Annotated in this window: 16 protein-coding genes; 10 read left to right on the plus strand and 6 right to left on the minus strand. The window is 69.4% G+C overall.

Going from position 1 to position 19,064, the window contains the following annotated elements; genetic code table 11:
• Positions 1-65 precede the first annotated feature (65 nt).
• Entirely contained in the window at positions 66-494 is a 429-nt protein-coding gene (rplQ, locus tag NR810_RS39445) for a 50S ribosomal protein L17 (protein WP_257460189.1), read from the plus strand.
• 93 nt (positions 495-587) lie between these two features.
• Here the strand turns inward: rplQ and NR810_RS39450 are convergent, their stop codons facing one another.
• From NR810_RS39450 to NR810_RS39460, 3 genes are read right to left on the minus strand one after another with little or no spacing between them, the layout of a single operon-like run.
• A complete protein-coding gene (locus NR810_RS39450; RefSeq protein WP_257460193.1) occupies positions 588-1,220 on the minus strand; it encodes a hypothetical protein in 633 nt (210 codons plus the stop codon).
• A 36-nt stretch (positions 1,221-1,256) separates the two neighbouring features.
• Entirely contained in the window at positions 1,257-2,654 is a 1,398-nt protein-coding gene (locus NR810_RS39455) for a tetratricopeptide repeat protein (protein ID WP_407653876.1), read from the minus strand.
• Between the two features lie 15 nt (positions 2,655-2,669).
• Positions 2,670-3,455, minus strand: a complete 786-nt coding sequence (locus NR810_RS39460) for a lysophospholipid acyltransferase family protein (protein ID WP_257460194.1) — start codon at positions 3,453-3,455, stop codon at positions 2,670-2,672.
• A 166-nt stretch (positions 3,456-3,621) separates the two neighbouring features.
• Here NR810_RS39460 and NR810_RS39465 point away from each other — a divergent pair, with 166 nt between their 5' ends.
• Genes NR810_RS39465 through NR810_RS39475 form a run of 3 tightly spaced genes read left to right on the plus strand, consistent with a single transcriptional unit; the run spans position 3,622 to position 7,139 of the window.
• Positions 3,622-4,236, plus strand: a complete 615-nt coding sequence (locus tag NR810_RS39465) for a deoxynucleoside kinase (protein WP_257460196.1) — start codon at positions 3,622-3,624, stop codon at positions 4,234-4,236.
• Entirely contained in the window at positions 4,233-5,405 is a 1,173-nt protein-coding gene (locus NR810_RS39470) for a DUF2314 domain-containing protein (RefSeq protein ID WP_257460198.1), read from the plus strand. The genes NR810_RS39465 and NR810_RS39470 overlap by 4 nt, the downstream gene beginning before the upstream one ends.
• Positions 5,406-5,435: 30 nt before the next feature.
• Entirely contained in the window at positions 5,436-7,139 is a 1,704-nt protein-coding gene (locus tag NR810_RS39475; RefSeq protein WP_257460199.1) for a sigma-54-dependent Fis family transcriptional regulator, read from the plus strand.
• A 12-nt stretch (positions 7,140-7,151) separates the two neighbouring features.
• On the opposite strand, the gene NR810_RS39480 is transcribed toward NR810_RS39475, so the two are convergent.
• Positions 7,152-8,072 carry a DMT family transporter gene (locus NR810_RS39480; protein ID WP_257460201.1) on the minus strand — a complete coding sequence of 307 codons (921 nt, stop codon included), beginning with the start codon at positions 8,070-8,072 and terminating at the stop codon, positions 7,152-7,154.
• Positions 8,073-8,193: 121 nt separating this feature from the next.
• Here NR810_RS39480 and NR810_RS39485 point away from each other — a divergent pair, with 121 nt between their 5' ends.
• From NR810_RS39485 to NR810_RS39515, 5 genes are all read left to right on the plus strand, one after another.
• Positions 8,194-9,108 (plus strand): pseudouridine-5'-phosphate glycosidase, encoded by a 915-nt coding sequence (locus tag NR810_RS39485; protein WP_257460203.1) that lies wholly within the window; start codon positions 8,194-8,196, stop codon positions 9,106-9,108.
• A gap of 183 nt (positions 9,109-9,291) precedes the next feature.
• Positions 9,292-10,557 (plus strand): sensor histidine kinase, encoded by a 1,266-nt coding sequence (locus NR810_RS39490; RefSeq protein ID WP_257460204.1) that lies wholly within the window; start codon positions 9,292-9,294, stop codon positions 10,555-10,557.
• Between the two features lie 33 nt (positions 10,558-10,590).
• A complete protein-coding gene (locus tag NR810_RS52355) occupies positions 10,591-12,549 on the plus strand; it encodes a hybrid sensor histidine kinase/response regulator (protein WP_306818903.1) in 1,959 nt (652 codons plus the stop codon).
• A 73-nt stretch (positions 12,550-12,622) separates the two neighbouring features.
• Positions 12,623-14,854 carry a sensor histidine kinase gene (locus tag NR810_RS39510; RefSeq protein WP_257460205.1) on the plus strand — a complete coding sequence of 744 codons (2,232 nt, stop codon included), beginning with the start codon at positions 12,623-12,625 and terminating at the stop codon, positions 14,852-14,854.
• 72 nt (positions 14,855-14,926) lie between these two features.
• The gene (locus tag NR810_RS39515; protein ID WP_257460206.1) at positions 14,927-15,751 is read left to right on the plus strand and encodes a cyclase family protein; all 825 of its coding nucleotides are present in this window, start codon (positions 14,927-14,929) and stop codon (positions 15,749-15,751) included.
• Between the two features lie 21 nt (positions 15,752-15,772).
• Here NR810_RS39515 and NR810_RS39520 read toward each other — a convergent pair whose 3' ends face one another.
• The gene (locus tag NR810_RS39520) at positions 15,773-16,222 is read right to left on the minus strand and encodes a hypothetical protein (protein ID WP_257460208.1); all 450 of its coding nucleotides are present in this window, start codon (positions 16,220-16,222) and stop codon (positions 15,773-15,775) included.
• Positions 16,223-16,241: 19 nt separating this feature from the next.
• Entirely contained in the window at positions 16,242-18,386 is a 2,145-nt protein-coding gene (locus NR810_RS39525; protein WP_257460209.1) for a lytic transglycosylase domain-containing protein, read from the minus strand.
• A 405-nt stretch (positions 18,387-18,791) separates the two neighbouring features.
• Between NR810_RS39525 and NR810_RS39530 the strand changes: the two genes are divergently transcribed.
• Positions 18,792-19,025: a hypothetical protein gene (locus tag NR810_RS39530; protein WP_108076015.1), complete on the plus strand. Its 234-nt coding sequence runs from the start codon at positions 18,792-18,794 to the stop codon at positions 19,023-19,025.
• Positions 19,026-19,064 lie beyond the last annotated feature (39 nt).

The following is a 19,064-nucleotide window of genomic DNA, read 5'->3' on the forward strand; positions in this document are numbered from 1 at the left end:
CCTTCCCACCCGGTACCTCATACGGCCGGAGTGGTGGGTCCACTGAGGACCCGGAAAGTCAGCCCATGCGTCACAAGGTCGGACAGAGGAAGCTCCACCGCACCACGAGCCACCGGCTCGCGATGCTCCACAACATGGTCACCTCGCTGCTCGAGCACGAGGCCATCCGCACCACGCTGCCCAAGGCCAAGGAGGCCCGGGCTCTCGCCGAGCGCATCATCACCCTCGGCAAGCGCGGTGGTCTGGCCAACGTGCGCCTCGCGGAGCGGACGGTTCGCAACCGCGCCATCCTCCAGAAGGTGTTCAGCGAGTACAAGACCCGCTACGCCAATCGCCCGGGCGGTTACACCCGCATCGTGCGCCTCGGCTTCCGCAAGGGTGACGGCGCCGAGATGGCCCTGCTGGAGCTGGTGGATCGTCCCGCCAAGGCCGTTCAGCCCGAGGGCACCGAAGAGGCCGCTCCTCAGGCCACGGAGCCCAAGACGGAGGGGTAGTCCACCACCGTCGGCAAGGTAGTGCACGAGAGCGTCCTTCCTCCGGGAAGGGCGCTTTCGCGCTTTCTGGGGCCTTTGACGGCCCCCTGGGTCCTACTCGACGGTGAGGTTCTTGCCGTTCTCGAGCAGCGTGGCGCGGCCCTCGGAGGTCCGCATCTCCACACCCTTGATGTCGATATTCGCGGGCGCCGCCTTGCTGCCACTTCCCAACAGCTGCTTGGGAGTGATGGTGACTTCACTGGCGGGCTCCACGCGCGCCACCGAGGCACGCCACTCCGCGCCTCTCGCGTCCTTGACGATGACGAGGACGTCCGTCCAGGGCTCCTCGCTCTTGTTCATGATCATCACCGTGGAGCGCTCGCGGTACTCCACGAGCGTCGCGCCGAAGTCTCCCGTGTCCTTCGTGCCCCGGGCCCAGGTGGCGCCGACGGTCACGGCGGAGATCAGGACCCAGCCGGCCACGATGAAGGCCTTGTACTTGAAGAAACGGTCCTGCTGACGGAACTCCTCCACCTTCTCCTTCACGACGGAGACGGCGTTGAGGGCCACGTTGGCGGACTCGGACTTCAGCCGCTGGCTGAGTGCCTCCTGCTGCTTGTCCTTCGGCAGGGGCGCCGCTCGCGTGGCACTCATCACACGCAGGTTCGTCTGAGACACGCGCGGCACGTTCGACGACGACGGAGTCCCGCGCTGCGGCTGCTGGGGCTTGTTGGCACCTTCACTCATCGGGCCTCCAGTGTAGAAGGCCCGGGCTCCCGCTGGCTACTGGCCGGGGGTCTTCAGCTGCTGCAGCGCCCGGGAGGCCACCACGTTCTCCGGCTGGGCCTCCAGCACCTTGCGTAGCCAGCGCTCCGCCTTCTCGGCCGCTACCCGGCGCTCCTCGGGCTTCGAGGACTGCTTCGCCTGCTCGGTGAAGAGGATGCCCAGCCGCAGGGTGAACTCGAGGTTCTCCGGGTCCCTGTCCACCACCCGCATCAGCTCGCGCTCGGCGCCCGCCCAGTCGCCCTCCAGCTGGAGCACCAGCGCCAGCTTGCCCCTTGGCGGCACGGCGTCCGGCTGTAGATGGGTCAGCACCCGGAAGGCCTCTCCCGCCGCCTTCAGGTCCTTGCGCTCCAGGTGGAGGTCTCCCAGCCGGAGCCACGCCGTGTCCAGCAGCGGGTTGAGCTCCACCGCCTTCTCCAGGTACGGCCTCGCCGCCTCCGGCCTCTGCCGCCCCAGGTACAGCTCGCCCAGGTAGAAGTGGTTCTTGCCGTCCTCGGGCGCCAGCTCGATGGCCCGCTTGAACTCCTCCACCGCCCGGCCCGCGTCGTCCAGTCGCTGCCACGCCAGCCCCAGCAGCGCGTGCACCACCGCCAGGTCCGGGTAGTCCCGGAGGATCTCCTCGAAGTTCACGATGGCCGGGTGCGGCGCGTCCAGCTCCTGCAGGTAGCGCATGGCCTCCTCCAGCTTCGGCTCGGCCGCCTTGGGGAAGCGCGCGAAGGGGTCCGCGATCTGATCCATCAGTACCCGGGCCCTGGCCACCTCGGAGGGGCTCGGCTCCATCTTCACCAGCGCCCCCAGTGCCGCCACCGCCCCCGCCGCGTCCCCCGTGTGGTGCAGCGCCTTGGCCAGCGGCAGGCGCACGCCGGCGCGCTCCGGGGCGAGCTCGGCCGCGCGGCGCAGCGGACCCACCGCCTCCGCGTACTGCTCGGACTCCACCCGGGCGAGCCCCAGGCGGTAGTGGAACTCGGGCTCGTCCGGCTTCAGCGCCAGGGCCCGCTCGAAGGCCGCCACCGCCGGGCTCCCCGCGTCCGAGGCTCGCGAGAAGTACGCCAGGCCCAGCATGTAGTGGTTCACCGCGCGCTCCGCCTGGGCGTTGCGGCGTTGCAGCTCGGCGATCCACGCGTCCGTGTGGCCCGCCTTCACCTGGGCCTCGGTGAGGGCCCGCGCCAGCGTCAGGTCCTCCGGAGCCCGGGCGAGCTCGGCCTCCAGCAGCGGCACGGCGCGCTCGGGCTGGTTCTTCGCCAGGTACGCACGGGCCTGGTCGCGAGGATCGAGGGAGCGCTCGGCGGCGGTGCCATGGCCGCAGCCGCTGGCGAGGCCCAGGCCCAGCACGGCCACTCCGGCCCAGGTGGTGAGGCGGCGCGCGGCGCGGCGGGAATCGGAGGGGGGAAGTCGCACGGGGGATCGGTCTCCTCAGGAGGCGCTGCGGGAGCGGGATTCACCCTCGACACCGGCGGCGGCGACGGCGCGCTCGGGATCGCCTCCCTTGCCGCCCAGCTCGAGGCTCTGCGCGATGATGACGTCGCGGACGGCCCGGGCCAGTCCCTCGCGGTCGTCCTCGTCGAAGGCCGTGGTGTCGATGGGCTTGCCGATCTTCACGTACACGGGGCCGGGCTGGATGTTCCAGGAGTTCTTCGGCATCACCCTGCCGGAGCCCTCGATGGTGATGGGCACCACGGGCACCCGGGACTTGAGGGCCAGCGCGAAGGGGCCCTTCTTGAAGGGCAGCACGCGGCCGTCGTCCGAGCGCGTACCCTCGGGGTAGAGGAACACGCTCGTGCCGCCGCGGATCTTCCGCGCCGCGTCATCCAGAGAGGCGATCGCCTTGTCGCGCCTGCCCCGGTTGATGAAGATGTGCCCGGCCATCCACAGGTACCAGCCGATGAGCGGCACGTACTTGAGCTGGTGCTTGGCCACGTAGCGGAAGTTCACCGGCACCGCCACGAAGTGGATGGGGATGTCCAGCGTGGACTGGTGGTTGGAGACGTAGATGGTGGGCCGCTTGGGGTCCACGTTCTCCTGGCCCGTCACCACCACGCGTGCCCCACCGGTGAGGATGAGGATGGGCGACCACAGCCGGCGGGCCACCCATACCGTGGCCCCCGGATCCAGGGTGACGAGCGCCACCACCACGGTCATGGGGAAGAAGATGGCGGTGGCGATCACCGTGACCACTATGCACAACAGGTTGCGGAGCATCCTGACGACCTCGGCTTCGTCCTAGGGGCAGCCCACCACACGGGCCCTGGCCCCCGCTGTACCGCCGGAAACGCACGAACAGTGGAGCCTCCGGCCTCTGTTCCGTATGTACCATGTCACCTTGTCTCTGGTGTGTGCCGCCCGGTGGGGGTACAAGCGAGGCGCCTTGGCCAGGAAGAAGTTCATCGCGATCGCGGGCAACATCGGGGCCGGGAAGACGGAGCTCACGTCCTTCCTCTGCCGGAAGTACGGCCTCACTCCCTTCTTCGAACCCAATGAGGAGAATCCCTACCTCGCCGACTTCTACAAGGACATGAAGACCTGGGCGTTCCGCTCCCAGCTCTTCTTCCTCACGGCCAAGTTCCGTCTCCATCGCCAGCTCGAACGCTCCCCTGGCACCGCCCTGCAGGATCGCACCCTGTATGAGGACGCGGAGATCTTCGCCAAGAACCTCTACCGGCAGCGCTACATCGACAAGCGCGACTGGGGCATGTACCGGGAGCTCTACGAGTCCATCTCCGAGACGCTCGCCCCGCCGGATCTGATGATCTACCTGCGGTGTCCCGTACGGACCCTGCGCCAGCGCATCCGTCTGCGCGGCCGGGAGATGGAGCAGGACATCCCCACCTCGTACCTCAAGCGGCTGAACGACCTGTACGAGGAATGGTTCACTGGCTACAAATTGTCCCCCATTCTCGTTCTCCCGACGGACAAGCTGGATTATCTGACCAACCTGGTGGATCGCGTGGACCTCTTCCGACAGATCGAGAAGCACCTGTGAAGGAGGTCTACCTCGTCGCCAGCTCTCGCGGTTCGCCTGTGTCCCTGGAAGCGCTGCGCGCCTCCTTCGAATCCGAGGAGATGACCTTCCTCCCCGGAGCGGACGGCAAGGGCTTCAACGTGGAGGCCGAGGGCGTCCGCGTGGAGGTCGTCTTCGAGCAGCGGCCCACGCCCCAGGAGTGGACGTCGGACCTGTTCTCCGGCAGCGAGCCCGCGTTGTCGTCGCTCGGCCGGGCCCGGAGCTTCTACCGCTTCGCCTTCGAGGTGGGCTCGCCCCAGCCCACCGTCCCCGTCTTCGTGGCGCTGATGTGCGCCCGAATCCTCCTGCTGCACGCGGAGGGTGTGTTGGTGGACATCACCTCGTCCAAGGTCCACGAGGCCGAGGACGTGGCGGAGCTCACCGAGCTGGACTTCGACATCCGCGACCACCTCAACCTCCACGCCGTGGAGGTCATCGAGGGGGATACCCCCCTATGGGTGCACTCGCACGGCATGGAGAAGTTCGGCGCGAGGGATCTGGAGATCTTCCACCTGGGCGAGCAGGACCTGCTTCCCGCCGAGGCCTTCCTCCACGAGCTGTGCACGGACCTGGCCTTCGGGCAGGTGCCGGCGCTGCGCACGGAGATGGGAACCAGCGAGGGGCAGACCTTCATGCTGGTGCCCTCGGAGGAGGCGCGGACGAACCTGCTCGGGGTGCCCCTGGAGTCCTTCGAGGGCCATGAGGGCCTGTTCCTCACCGTGGTGTCGCCGCAGGGGCGGCACAACACCGCGGAGCTGCTGAGGCCCTTCCGGGAGCGCTTCGCCCAGGAGCCGACCGAGCGCACCGAGTCCATGCAACGGGAGACCCAGGCGCTCCTGCCGGCCTTCAAGGCGCGCTTCCTGCGCCGGGGCCTGATGGAGCCGCTCACCTTCGTGGTGCGCTCCCCCTTCGAGACCCACCCGGAGGGCAATACGGTGACGGAGCAGCTGTGGATGGAGGTGCTCTCCTGGGACGAGGGGATCGTGGTCGGCCGCCTGGTGGACGGGGCAGTGCACACCACCGAGTGGCGCAAGGGCGCCCACGTCGAGGTCCCCGAGGCCGAAATCAACGCGCTGGCGCTCAGCCGCGAAGGCCGTACCCTGGACGAGGAAGAGGTCCGTGCCCTGCTGAATGCCGAGCGACCGATGTAGAGGGCCGGTGTAGCATCGCGGCCCGCCCCCATGCCCGCCCTGTTGCTCCTCTCCGGCCCCTCCGCCGGCCTTCGCTACGAGGTCGTAGCGGAGGCGACCATCGGCCGCAGCCCCTCGTGTGAGATTCCCCTCCCCGAGGACGACCAGATGTCCCGCCGCCACGCGCGCTTCGCCGTGGTGGATGGACAGGTGCGCCTGACCGACCTGGGCTCGCGCAACGGCACGGCCGTCAATGGCGAGCGCATCTCCGGCGAGGTGGTGCTCCACCCCGGCGATCGCGTCCTGGTGGGCAAGACGACGGTGCTCGTGGAGCCGCTCGGCGCGGCCGCGCTGGTGGGCTCGGCCCCGGGTGACGCGAGTCACCTCCCCATCGAGGAGGTGCTGCCGCACGTGGGCGCGGAGGCGGCGCTGTACTCGGCGGGGGCGGCGCTGCTGGGCGCCACCAGCGAGGCCATGGTGCTGCGGCTCGCCGCGCAGGAAGCGCTGCATGCGCTGCACGCGGACGCGGCGGCGGCGCTCCTCGGGAGCATCAAGGGGTTGCTCACCGCGGCCGTGGTGGGCGCGCCCTCCGTGGAGGTGCCCCGCGACATGGCCCTCACCGCGCTGGAGCGCTCCGAGCAGGGACGCACGGCCAATGCCCTGTGCTCACCGCTGGTGGCCTCGGGCGGGCAGCCCTTCGGGTTGTTGTACGTGGAGCGCTCCGAGCCTCCCTTCTCCGAGGCCGATGGACGGCTGGCGGCCATGCTGGGACGGCTCGCGGGCGAGGCCTACGTGGCGGTGCGCTCGCGCGCCGGGGCACCGCCCCGGGTGGACATGGCCGGCAACTCGCGCCCCTTCCGCAAGGTGGTGGAGCAGGCCCGCCGCGCCGCCGCCAGCGCCGCGCCCGTGGTGATCTCCGGCGAGCCCGGCTCCGGCAAGAGCCTGTGCGCGGGTTACATCCACTCGCGCTCGCCCCGGGCCCTCGGCCCCCTGGTGCGCGTGGACTGCCGGGACGCGGCGGCCTCCCTGGAGGAGGTGCTCTTCGGACGCTCCAGCGGCTCCGGCCAGCCTCCGGTGTCCTCGGCGCTGCTCGTCGCGGACGGGGGCACGCTGGTGCTGCACCACGTGGAGGCCCTCCCGCACGCCATGGCGGAGCGGCTGGCCCGGCTGCTCGCGCGCAAGACGGCGCCGGCGCGGCGGGGCGGCGAGGAGCCCGTGGACTTCCGCCTCATCGTCACCACCAGCGCCCCGCTTCACGTGCTCGCCGCGAAGGGGGAGGTGGAGGCCTCGCTGGTCCGGCAGCTCGCGGGCATCGAGCTGCAGGTCATCCCCCTGCGCGAGCGCCGCGCCGACGTCCCCATGCTCTTCGAGCTCTTCGCCACCCGGGGCGCGCGTGCCACCCGGATGGGACCTCCCGTGCTCACCCCCGAGGCCCGGCGGTTGCTCGTGGACTACGACTGGCCGCACAACGTGCGTGAGCTGAGCCTGCTCGCCGAGCGGCTCGCGCAAGTGCACGCCGGCTCGCAGATCCACGCGCTGAACCTGCCGCCGGAGATCCAGCAGGGCAGTGCCTCGTCCTCGCCGCTCACCCTCCAGGAGCGCGTCACCCGGCTGGAGCGCGACGCCATCGCCGAGGCCCTGCGCACGGCCGGCGGGAAGAAGATCGTCGCCGCCCGGATGCTGGGCATCAGCCGGCCCACGCTGGACAAGAAGATCGAGGACTACGGCCTCACCGTGGCGCGGCGGCGCGTGTGAGCCCCCGAGGCCTCAGCGCCTGCGGCTGACGAGCACGCCGGAGATGACGAGCCCCGCGCCGAGGATCTGCCACCCGGTGGGCTGCTCGCCGCGCACCAGCCACGCGGTGACGGCCGCCACCACGGGCGTGCCGCTGTTGTAGATGGCCGTGCGGCTGCTGCCCACCGCCTGCACGCTGCGGCTCCAGACGACATAGGCCAGCACCAGCGGGATGAGCGCCGAGTACACCAGGCCGAACCAGGCGCCCGGGCCGATGCTCTCCACCTTCAGATCCGCCACCGAGGGCAGGCCCATCAGGATGACCCCGGGCGCGCCGGTGATCATCGTGAGCGCGGTGATGCGCAGCGCGGACAGCTCGGCGCCGAGCGAGCGGAGGCCCACGGTGTAGAGGGCCCAGCACAGCGAGCCGCCGAGGATGAGGAGGTCGCCCTGGCGCGTGGCCGCGTCCAGCTCGGGGCCGCGGGCACTGACGATGAGCAGCATGCCCGGCACCGCGAGCACCAGTCCCATCGCGAGCGGCTTGCGGATCCGATCCACGCCCAGCGCCGCGCCCAGCAGCGCCGTCAGCACGGGCGTACCCGAGGTGAGCATCCCGCTGTTGGCGGCGGTGGTGTGCGAGAGGCCCAGGATGAAGCAGAGCTGGTAGAGCGTGTTGCCCACGAACCCGAGCCCCACGAGCTTGAGCAGGGTGGAGCGGGGCAGGGGCTTCCAGCCCTCGCGCGTGTGGAGCACCACGGCCATGGCCACCGCGGCGATGGCGAAGCGCAGCGCCATGAAGGCCAGCGGCGGGAAGGAGCCCAGCGCCTCCTTCACCACCGTGTAGTTCGTGCCCCAGATGATGACGACGAGGACGAGCGCGAGATCCGAGAGGGAGAGCGCGCGGGGGGCGTCTGCGGAAACGGGAGCGGCGGCGGTGGTGCTCGGGGAGCTCAAGGCGGGTGCGGCATACAGCCCCCGGGTTGTGCTGGCAATGGACAGCAGGTGCGTGCACCACCAACGGTTCGTGCCTCCTTGCTTGTCCTGTCCGGCCGCCCGTGGCGTATATGCCGGACATATGGACTTGCGTTATTCCGAAGAGGTCCGGCGCGCGAAGGAGCAGGGCGCGCCGCTGGTGGCGATGGAGACGAGCGTCGTGGCGCAGGGGTTGCCGTACCCGGACAACCTCGGGGCCGCGCGGGCGTGCGAGGAGGCCGTGCGCCGGGCGGGCGCCGTGCCCGCGCCCATCGCCGTGGTGGACGGGCAGGTGTGCATCGGGCTGGAGGAGATCCAGATGCGCCGGCTCGCCGAGGGCCGTGAGCGCCTGCTGAAGCTGGGCTCGAGGGACCTGGCCGTGGCCATCGCCCGGGGCGCCACCGGCGGCACCACCGTGAGCGCCACGTGCGAGCTGGCGGCGGCGGCCGGCATCCGCGTCTTCGCCACGGGCGGCATCGGCGGCGTGCACCGGGGCGTGGCCGAGCACCTGGACATCTCCCAGGACATCTGGGCGCTGGCGCGCTTCCCGGTGGCCGTGGTGTGCGCCGGGGCCAAGTCCGTGTTGGATCTGCCCAAGACGATGGAGGCGCTGGAGAGCGCCGCGGTGCCCGTCATCGGCGTGGGCTCCGACGAGCTGCCGTCCTTCTACAGCCGCTCGTCCGGGCTGATGCTGGAGCACCAGGTGGAGGACGCGGTGGCGGCGGCGCGCGTCGCCCGGGCGCGCTTCGAGACGCTGGGGCAGGGCGGCATCCTCTTCACGCTGCCTCCGCCCGAGGAGACGTCGCTGCCCCGCAACGAGGTGGAGCTGCACATCGCCTCCGCCCTGGCCGAGGCCGACCGGCAGGGCATCCGCGGCAAGGCGGTGACGCCCTTCCTGCTCTCGGAGATGGCCCGGCGCACTGGCGGTAAAACCCTGCGCGCCAACCTCGCGCTGCTGACGAACAACGCCCGCTTCGCGGGGCAGCTCGCGGTGGCCTACGCCCAGGCACGCACCTGAGCGCTGCGCCTGATGCGCTGCCCGGCGGACGTGCGGACATGTAAAGTGTCAGCCACTTTACATGTTTGGGCGCTGTGTTAGGTGTGCATACGAATCCACCTGGCTGTGGGAGTCCGGGGTTGCTCCACGACAGCGGCTCGTGATGGGGGACGATTCGTCTGGATGGAGCGCCGAGAAGGCATCATGGGCGTTCATCCTCATAACGAAAATCCCGGGACCGCACCCGCGAACGAGACGACGCTCGAGGACCTGCTCGAGCTCGTCTCCCGGATGGCGGCGAACGAGCCTCACGCGCAGTGCCGCACCAGCGGAGGTCCTCTCGCTCCGCTGGCCCAGGCACTCCATCACCTGGCGGCCCAGCTCGCGACACGCCATACCCGGGTGGAGGATGCGTTCGGCATCCAGGCGCTGATCGAGCAGTCGCCGAACATCATGTTCACCTGTGATGTGAACGCGAGGATCCGCTTCCTCAACTTCACCATTCCCGGGCAGACGGTGGCGGACGTGGTGGGCGCCAACCTCTATGACTTCATCGCCCCGGAGTCGGTGGAGAATGCCCGCGCCGCCATCCAGCGGGTGCTCGCCACGGGAGTGCCCGACGGCTACGAGGCCCGGCCCTCGGCCACCACCGGCGCCGAGTGGTACGCGGCCCGGGTGGGTCCCATCAAGGTGGGCCAGGAGATCGTCGGCTTCACGGTGATCCTCACCGACATCACCGACCTCAAGAGGACCCAGCTCCGTCTGGAGCAGTCCAACCGCGAGCTGGAGAGCTTCGCGTACGTCGCCTCGCACGACCTGCAGGAGCCGCTGCGGAAGATCCAGACCTTCGCGGAGCGCTTGAAGGCGACGTCCTCCGCCGCGCTGGGCCCCGAGGGGCTCGGCTACCTCGAGCGGATGTATGGCGCATCGGCCCGCATGCGCCGGCTGATCGACGATCTGCTCTCCTTCTCCCGGGTGGCCTCGAAGGCGCAACCCTTCAGCCGCGTGGAGCTCGCGGAGATCGCACGCGATGTCCTGGGAGATCTCGAGACGGCCATCGAGAAGCAGGGGGCGGCCGTCACGATAGGCGAGCTGCCCGTGCTCGATGCCGATCCGATACAGATGCGGCAACTGCTCCAGAACCTGGTGAGCAACGCCCTCAAGTTCCGCCGCGAGGACGTGGCGCCCTCCATCTCCATTCGCGGCACGGTGGATGAGAAGGCCGGCCGGTGCGAGCTGGTGGTCCAGGACAACGGCATCGGCTTCGACGTGAAGTACGTCGACCGCATCTTCAATGTCTTCCAGCGCCTGCATGGGCGCACCAGCAAGTACGAGGGCACGGGGATCGGTCTCGCGATCTGCCGCAAGATCGCCGAGCGGCACGGCGGAAGCATCACGGCACACAGCTCGCCCGGGGAGGGGGCGGCATTCATCGTCACGCTACCGCTCGAGCAACACTCGGACAGGTGAGCTTCCTGAAGTGGAGAGAGCCGATTGTCCCCCATGCGGTCTGACCCGGAGCAAGCCTCACGTCCCATCCGCGTCCTGCTCGTCGAGGATGATGAAGATGATTACCTCCTGACGCGTGAAGCGCTGCGGCCCCTGGGCCCGCGCCGGAGGATGGTGCTCGAATGGGCGCGGACCTGCGAGCAGGCGCTCGAGGAGATGGCGTCGGGGCGCCATGACGTGTGCCTGCTCGACCATCGCCTCGGAGCCCTCACCGGGCTCGAGCTGCTCGAGCAGGCGCGGCGCAGGGGGTGGCGTGGCCCGGTCATCCTGCTGACCTCGCTGGGGGATGACGCGCTCGACCATCAGGCGATGGAGGCCGGGGCCGCCGACTTCCTCGAGAAGTCGCAGCTGACGCCGACGCTCCTGGATCGCTCCATCCGCTATGCGCTCCAGCACGCGCGCACGTTGGAGGAGTTGCGCCGCTCTCATGAGAGCTTCCGGGAGCTCACCGAGCGGCTGCCCGATGGAATCGCCGTGCTGGATGAAACGCACCTGCTCTACGCCAACCTGGCGCTCCTCTCGCTGCTCGGGTGCTCGTCACCGGACGAGATCGTGGGGAAACGGGTGACCGAGCTGGAGGAGTATTTCATCCACCCGGAGGATCAGCCGCAGCTCCTCCAGGGTCTCCGCGAGGCGACGAAGGCGAGGCGGGCGATGCCGCCAGGGGAGGTCCGCCTCCTGCGCAAGACGGGGGGCCTCGTCTCCGTGGAGCTCGCCCAGACGCCCGTGGTGTTCGATGGCCGGCCGGGGCTGGTCCGCATCGTGAGGGACCTCACCGAGCGCAAGCAGATGCAGTCCCGGCTGATGTTCTCGGACCGCATGGCCTCGCTCGGGACGCTCGCGGCGGGAATCGCGCACGAGATCAACAACCCGCTCGCCTACACGATCGCCACCCTGGGCCACGTGGAGACAGAGGTCCTCCCCCGGTCGGGAACGCAGCAGGACGAGCTGCGCAAGCTGATCGCCGACGCGCAGATGGGGGCGGGCCGCGTCCGGGACATCGTCCGGCAGCTGAAGCTGTTCTCGCGCGCGGACGAGGACGCGCGGCCGGGACCCGTGGAGGTGCGGGGCGTGTTGGAGACGGCGATCCGCATGGCCTCCAACGAGATCCGGCACCGCGCGCGGCTGGTGTGTGACTTCTCGGAGGGGCTGGTGGTCGAGGCGAACGAGAGCCGGATCGGACAGGTGTTCCTGAACCTGCTCGTCAATGCCGCGCAGGCCATCCCCGAGGGGCAGGTGGAGCGCAATGAAATCCGCGTCATCTCCCGGCCCCATGCCGAGGAGGTGGTGGTCGAAGTGCGCGATACGGGCTCGGGCATCCCGGCGGAGCACCTGGAGCGGCTGTTCGAGCCGTTCTTCACGACCAAGCCCATTGGAGTGGGAACGGGGCTCGGGCTGCCGATCTGCCACGGCATCGTGAGCGGTTTCGGTGGACGGATGGAGGTGGAGAGCGAGGTGGGCAGGGGGAGCACCTTCCGGGTCATCCTGCGCGCCGCGACGAGGGAGGCCCCGTCTCCGGCCGCTTCTCTCCAGGTCCCTGGGTCGCGGACCTCCAGCGAGGCCCCCGCGGCACCGAGGAGGGGCCGGATCCTGGTCGTGGATGACGAGCCCATGCTGGGAGTGTCGATCCGCCGGACGCTCCAGCGGGAGCACGACGTCGTGACGCTGACGAGCGCGCGCGAGGCCTGTGCGCGGCTCCTGGGCGGCGAGCGCTTCGACGTCATCCTGTGCGACATCATGATGCCGGAGATGAGCGGGATGGAGCTGCATCAGGAGCTCGAGCGCCGCTCACCCGAACTGGCCGGACGGATGGTGTTCCTGACCGGAGGCGCCTTCACGCCCAACGCCCGCGCCTTCCTGGAGCGGGTCGTCAACCACCGGGTCGAGAAGCCCTTCTCCGCGCAAGAATTGCGCGAGCTGGTGCAGTCGTTGGTGGCCAGGGAGCGCGGCTGAGAGTCTCTCGTACTGCTCGAGAAGCTCCGAGTAATGTCCAATAGCGGACCCCTCAGCCGAGGCAGAGCGCGACATGCTGCTTTCCCACCGTCCGGCGGCCTCCCTCTCCCGTTCGACACTCGTGAAGATGGGCGTGCGCATCGCCGGGGTCGTCGCCCTGGCCACGCTCTTCAGCTACCTCCACGTGTTGCACTCGGTGCGCACCGAGAACCTCGGGCGGCTGGAGCGGTATGTCGTGGAGCGCGGCCAGCGCGAGCAGGGCATCTTCCTCCTGGCGCAGGACAATCACGCCGTCCTGAAGGAGGCCCTCGCGGAGAAGCTCCAGGCCTCGCGGCAGGAGGACGTGAGCGCACGTTTCGACAGCCTCTTCGCGCGGATGCCCGATGGCACCCTCCGCAACCGTCCCGAGGTCTTCGACGGCACGCGCATGCCGGGCGTCTTCATCCCCGGGAAGCTGGAGCTCGACGCCGAGCTGCGCCGGCGCATCCTGGCCTCGTATGACGTGCTCGCCCAATACGGGCCCGCCTTCCGTACGCGCTTCACGAACACGTTCATCGTGCTCCCGGAAGGAGTGCTGGTGCTCTACTGGCCGGAGCGCCCCCAATGGTGCCAGGAGGCGGAGACCGGTTTCGAGGTCGTCGCGCTCGACTTCTTCATCCGGAGCCTGCCCGAGAAGAACGCCGGGCGGCGGACGGTCTGGTGCGGCATCTACGCGGATCCGGGCACCCGGAAGCCGATGGTGTCGGTCTCCACGCCGCTGGACGTCGACGGCCGCCACGTGGCGACGTTCGGCCACGACGTGCTGCTGGAGCAGTTGATGGCCCGCGCCATCCGCGACCACATGCCGGGCGCGTACAACATGATCCTCGGCGAGGAAGGGGCGCCCATCGCCCATCCCGATTTGAATCCAGAGGGCGCCAGCGACGCCTCCCACGGCGATGGACAGCACGGGACGGTTGGCACCCTGGGCACGGAGGAGCAGCGGCTGCACGTGAGGCGCATCTTCGAGCGGCTGAGGGCCGCGCCGCCGGGCCAGGTGGTGATGGAGCTGCCGGAGTACGGCGAGTACCTGTCCCACGCGCGGCTCGAGGGCCCCGGTTGGGACTTCGTCACGGTGCTGCCCGAGCGCGTGGTGTCCCAGCCCGCGCTGGCGGCGGCGCGCTACGTGCTGCTGTTCGGCCTGGCGTCGCTGCTGCTGGAGCTGGCCATCATGTACTGGGTGATGAAGCAGCAGATCACCCGTCCACTGGCGGCCTTCGCCCAGGCCACGGACCGGGTGGCGGCCGGGGACTTCCATGTCGAGCTGGACACCTCGCGCGACGACGAGCTGGGGCAGCTCGCACGTGCCTTCCGGCTGATGGCCGACCAGGTGCAGCGGCGCGAGGAGGAGCTGCGGCAGGCCAACGAGGGACTGGAGCATCGGGTCGAGGAGCGCACGCGGGAGCTGAAGGAAGTCCACCAACGGCTCGTGGATTCGGCCCGGCGGGCGGGGATGGCGGAGATCGCCACCAACGTGCTGCACAACGTGGGCAACGTGCTCAACAGCGTCTACACCTCCACGCAGGTCGCCAAGGAGCGCCTGGGGCGGGCGCGGTTCGAGCAGGTGGGCCGGGTGGCGGGCCTGCTCCAGTCGAATCAGGACGACCTCGCCACGTTCCTCAGCCGGGACGAGCGCGGCCGGCACATCCTCCCGTTCCTGGACAAGCTGGGGCAGCACCTGGTGGAGGAGCGCCAGGGCATCCTCTCGTTGCTCGACGACGTGAGCCGGTACACCGAGCACATCGGAGACATCGTCAAGGTGCAGCAGGACTACGCCAGGACGCCCCGGATGCACGAGCCGGTGCTCCTGCCGGAGCTGGTGGAGGACGCCCTGCGCATCAACTCGGCCGGGCTCACCCAGCACCACGTGCGGGTGGAGAAACATCTGGCCGCCCTGCCTCCGGTGCTGACCGACAAGCACAAGGCGTTGATGATCCTGGTCAACCTGATCAGCAATGCCCGGTATGCATTGGACGCGGTGTCACCGGACGAGCGCCGCCTGACGGTGCGGTTGGAGACGCACGCCGCCGAGCGCTTCCGCCTGGAGGTCCGCGACAACGGAATGGGCATCGAGCCGGAGATGCTGACCCGGATCTTCCAGTACGGGTTCACCACGCGCGAGGAGGGGCATGGCTTCGGTCTGCACTCCAGTGCCTTGGCGGCCCAGGAGCTGGGCGGCTCGCTCACGGCGCACAGCGACGGTCCGGGGCGAGGGGCCACGTTCACGCTGGAGCTGCCCTTTCAGCCGGCCCGGAGCGTGGCCTGAGAGGCACATGAATCGGGTCCTCTGACAGGGGCGCATGACGTAGCCTGGGGACCTCTTTCAACGGAGGTCTCCATGTTCGTGTTCAATCGTCAGTTCGAGAAGAGGGCCCCGGCGCGACACCTGCTCGCGGTGCTCCTGGCCCTGGGTTCCATGGCGGCGCATGCGGATGGGATGAGCCTGGCCGAGGCCTACAAGGTCATCTCCACGCGCAAGTTCGTCGATCTCACCCAGAGCTTCAGCCCCAGCACTCCGGTGTGGCAGGGCTTCGGGCAGGCCAGCTTCACCACCGCGTCGGATCCGAAGACGTACCGGCCCTACAGCCTGGAGCAGGATGGCTTCCGGACGACCTACTATTCCATGGTGGGCCAGTACGGCACCCACGTGGATCCGCCCGCGCACTTCCACGCGAAGGGGATCACGATGGATCGGATTCCTCTCAAGGAGATGATCCTGCCGCTGGTGGTGATCGACATCACGCCGCTGCTCGCCAAGGATCCGAACCACGCGCTCACGGTGCAGGACATCCAGGCATGGGAGAAGAAGAACGGCCGGGTGCCAGCGGGGGCGTTCGCCGCGCTGAGGACGGACATGTCCAAGGACTGGACCACGAACCCCGAGCGATTCAAGCGCCACCCGTTCCCCGCGTGGTCGCTGGCGGCCATCAAGTTCCTCTTCGAGCAGCGGAACATCACGGCCATCGGGCATGAATCCATGGACACGGACACCACGCCGACGATGGAGTCACAGAAGTGGGTGTTGGAGCAGGGGCACTATCAGATCGAGGTCATGGCCCACCTGGACCAGGTGCCGCCCACGGGGGCACTCATCGTGGTGTCCTGGCCCAAGGTGGAGAACGGGTTCGGCTTCCCAGCGCGCGCCTTCGCCATCCTTCCGTGAGGAACCGCGGGGCTCCGAGAGTCAGGGCTCCGCCAGTCCAGAGGCGAGCAACGCGAGCCGGGGGACGATCTGCTCCTCCGTGAGAGGAATCAGCTTGCTGATCGAATACAGCAGGCTGATGCGGATGCCGTGATTCCTCATCCACAGGATGAGCTCTTCGACATCCTCCACGTCATCGTGTTTGACAATGAATTTCCCGTCGATGGGAATCCGGGACAGATAGAGCGCCTGAAGTGTGTCCAGGGCGCTCCCGGAGTAGACGGGGTAGGTGTGCTTGAACCAGGGTTCGACATCCTCCAGGAGCCATTGGATGCGAGTGCTCTTGAAGCGTTCGAGCTTCAGGAACTCCTCCAACTGGTCGCGCTCCAGGAGGATGCAATCATCGCCGGCACACCACGCCTCGATGCTGAGGTGATGTGCCAGCAGGCGGTGCTGGCGTCTGCAGTACTCGCGATGGGGCTCGGTGGCCATATCCGTGTTCTACACGGCCTCAGAAGCTCACGCCCTCGGTGGCTGGCGCGGGCACCGTCAGCGACAGCCGCTGCGGCGCGGCGTCCTTCCCGTAGAAGGACTGGTACAGGTACAGGTCCGCCAGCACCTGCTTCACGTAGCCGCGCGTCTCGCGGAACGGAATCTCCTCGACGAACAGATCCAGCGGCAGCGAGCCCTTCTCCTTCACCCACCGCACCGTCGCTTCGGGCCCCGCGTTGTAGGCGGCCGCCGCGAGCGCCGGGTGGGAGAAGCGCTTCATCAGCTGGGACAGGTACCACGCCCCGTACTTGATGTTCAGCGAGGGCGAGAACAGCTCCGCGGGCGCCGGGGCCGGCTCCGCCAGCTGCTTCGCGATGGCCCGGGCCGTGGGCGGAATCACCTGCATCAGCCCTCGCGCGTCGGCGGCGCTGGCGACCTCGGGCCGGAAGGCGCTCTCGCGGCGCATGATGGCCCAGACGAAGAAGGGGCTCACCTTGTAGCGCGTGGCCTCGCTCTCCACCGCGTTGGCGAAGGCGCGCGGGTAGAAGGCGGCGAGCGCCTCGGGCAGCCGTGCCCCGAAGGCCCGGCCCCACAGGTGTCGGGCGGCCACCGCGTGCGCGTGTCCGTACTCGCCCAGCCGCAGCAGCGCGTGCGCGAAGGCCATCGCCTGCTCCTGGTTGTGGATGCGCGAGGTGCGGGCCTGCACCTCCTCGGCCGCGTCGCGGAACAGCCCCGCCTCGGTGAGTGCCATCGCCAGCTTCAGCTCCGGCGGCACCTCGGCGCGCTCCAGCTGCTTGGGTGCCTCGGGGAAGGCGGCGGGCGGCTCGCGGCCCAGCTCCCGCAGCCGCTCGGAGGCCAGCAGGGCGTAGTAGGAGTTGGGCGCGCTGGAGATGACGGCCTCGTACGCGGGCCCGGTGACAGCCGCCGGAGAGCCCTCCAGCTCGTGGCCGCGGGCCGACCAGTAGCGCGCCTGCGGCACCAGGCTGCTGCGCGGGAAGGTGTCCACCAGCGTGTCGAGCACCTCGCGCGCTGGCCCGTACTGCTTCAGCCGGATGTGCGCGAGCGCGCGGAACCACATGGCCTCGTCGCGCTTGCGCGAGCGCGCGTGCCGCTGGTCGAACGCCGTGAAGGACTTCACCGCGTCCTCGAAGCGCCCGGCCTGCAGGTCCAACCAGCCGACGTAGAAGCCCGCGTCGTCGGCCACGCCCTCCTTGGGCCAGCCCTTCTCCACGGCCGCCATCAGCTCGCGGGCCTTCAGGTTGTCATCGGTCTTGAGCGCGCGGCGCGCGGTGAAGTAGGCGGCCTCGGCGGCCACGGAGGTAGGCCCCTGGCGCGCCACGGCCAGCGCCTGCTCCGCCTCGTCCTTCTTGCCCGTGGCGTAGAGGGCCTGGGCGCGCACCAGCGCCACCTGCGCCTTGTCCTGCTTCGCGCGCACCAGCTTCTGGGCCTCGGCCTTCTCCAGCTCCTCCAGCGCGCGCTTCGCCTCACCGGCGTCGAGCAGCCCGCGCGAGCGCTGCAGGTACTCGGCCAGCGTCAGCTTCAGCGGGGGCTTGAGCGCCTCGAGCTTCGCCAGCGCCTCGTCCGCGTACGGGTGTGCCGGGTAGCGCAGCGCCACGGCCTTCAAGTCCGCCCGCTCGCCCGTGGCGTTGCCCACCGCCAGCCGCGCCTGGGCCCGCTGGAAGAGCAGCTCCGCCGAGGGATCCTCGGTGGCGGCGGCCTCCAGCGCCTGGGCGGCCTCCTTCGCCTTGCCCGCGGCCAGCAGCGCCTCGCCCAGCCGGGCCTGGACCCTCGGCGCCAGGGCCGGAGACGCCTTCGGCGCCGCCCGGGCGAAGGCCACCGCCGCCGCCGCCGGATCTCCCGCGTAGAACTGCGCCTGACCCTGGTAGTAGGCCAGGTAGGGCTGGAGCGGCTCGGCCACGGTGGCCCCGGTCAACAGGGTGCGGGCCTCTGCCACATCCCCCTCGGCCAAGGCCAGGGTTCCCGCGAGCAGGGCGATACGGCCCGCGTCGGGGCACTTCTTCGCCACGCAGGCCTCGAGGTCCTTGCGGGCGAGCTCCCGGGCGTCGGAGCGATGCAGCCGGACGGACTCGAGCGTCTCCGGGGACTGCGCCCATGCCCCACCTGTCCCCACCAACACCGTCAGGAGCCCGGTCCACCGCCGCATGTGCCTCTCCTTTTGTTCCAAGACTCTCATCGCGTGAGCGAGGGACGGGTAACAGCAGACCCGGAGATTCCATTCCCAACTTGTTTGAGGTCCAGGTCGGAATTCGCACACACAGGGTGCGGTTTGACAGCCGGGCCGACAAGCCCTAGATCGGCCCCCGCAACGGCAGGGCAGGGGTTGTTCACCGGCGGTCAGTGCATTTGCCGGAGAGATCCTTGAAGTGAGTTTTATTGCGTGAAATCGGCCCTGTCCGGTTGCGTCAAAAGGGGGCGCTTCTTAGGTTGTGCCGCCTTTTCAGGGCATGACCTGAAAGGTCGCCGATGAGGTGATCTGCGTTCCGGGCCGTTCGCGGTCCCATGCGTTCGGGGGGGAAACAAGCTCTACCAGGGAGGGCTCCGTTCCATGCTGAAGCCGTGTCCGACTGATCTGCCGCAGACCATCAACCCCGAGGCCGGGCCCAAGCGGGCTGGCGTCGAGACGCACCGCAACCTCAACTGCAACTACTACGACAACTGCCTCGACGAGGCGGTGCGCCGGGGGTGGCAGTCCTTCACCTGCGTGAAGTGCCCGATGAACCAGCAGGTGGCTCCGCCGCAGATGGGCATCGAGGCGTACGCTACACAGCGGCGCGCCATCTGAGATTTGAAACCGCTGTCAGGCCGAACGCGAAGCGGGCTC

Source organism: Archangium lipolyticum (genome assembly GCF_024623785.1).
Lineage (GTDB): Bacteria > Myxococcota > Myxococcia > Myxococcales > Myxococcaceae > Archangium > Archangium lipolyticum.

What these genes read in the sequence shown, in the direction of transcription:
- rplQ (WP_257460189.1), top strand. Translation starts at nt 66, where the DNA reads ATGCGTCACAAGGTCGGACAGAGGAAGCTCCACCGCACCACGAGCCAC.
- NR810_RS39450 (WP_257460193.1), bottom strand. Translation starts at nt 1,220, where the DNA reads ATGAGTGAAGGTGCCAACAAGCCCCAGCAGCCGCAGCGCGGGACTCCG.
- NR810_RS39460 (WP_257460194.1), bottom strand. Translation starts at nt 3,455, where the DNA reads ATGCTCCGCAACCTGTTGTGCATAGTGGTCACGGTGATCGCCACCGCC.
- NR810_RS39475 (WP_257460199.1), top strand. Translation starts at nt 5,436, where the DNA reads ATGCCCGCCCTGTTGCTCCTCTCCGGCCCCTCCGCCGGCCTTCGCTAC.
- NR810_RS39485 (WP_257460203.1), top strand. Translation starts at nt 8,194, where the DNA reads ATGGACTTGCGTTATTCCGAAGAGGTCCGGCGCGCGAAGGAGCAGGGC.
- NR810_RS39490 (WP_257460204.1), top strand. Translation starts at nt 9,292, where the DNA reads ATGGGCGTTCATCCTCATAACGAAAATCCCGGGACCGCACCCGCGAAC.
- NR810_RS52355 (WP_306818903.1), top strand. Translation starts at nt 10,591, where the DNA reads ATGCGGTCTGACCCGGAGCAAGCCTCACGTCCCATCCGCGTCCTGCTC.
- NR810_RS39510 (WP_257460205.1), top strand. Translation starts at nt 12,623, where the DNA reads ATGCTGCTTTCCCACCGTCCGGCGGCCTCCCTCTCCCGTTCGACACTC.
- NR810_RS39515 (WP_257460206.1), top strand. Translation starts at nt 14,927, where the DNA reads ATGTTCGTGTTCAATCGTCAGTTCGAGAAGAGGGCCCCGGCGCGACAC.
- NR810_RS39520 (WP_257460208.1), bottom strand. Translation starts at nt 16,222, where the DNA reads ATGGCCACCGAGCCCCATCGCGAGTACTGCAGACGCCAGCACCGCCTG.
- NR810_RS39525 (WP_257460209.1), bottom strand. Translation starts at nt 18,386, where the DNA reads ATGCGGCGGTGGACCGGGCTCCTGACGGTGTTGGTGGGGACAGGTGGG.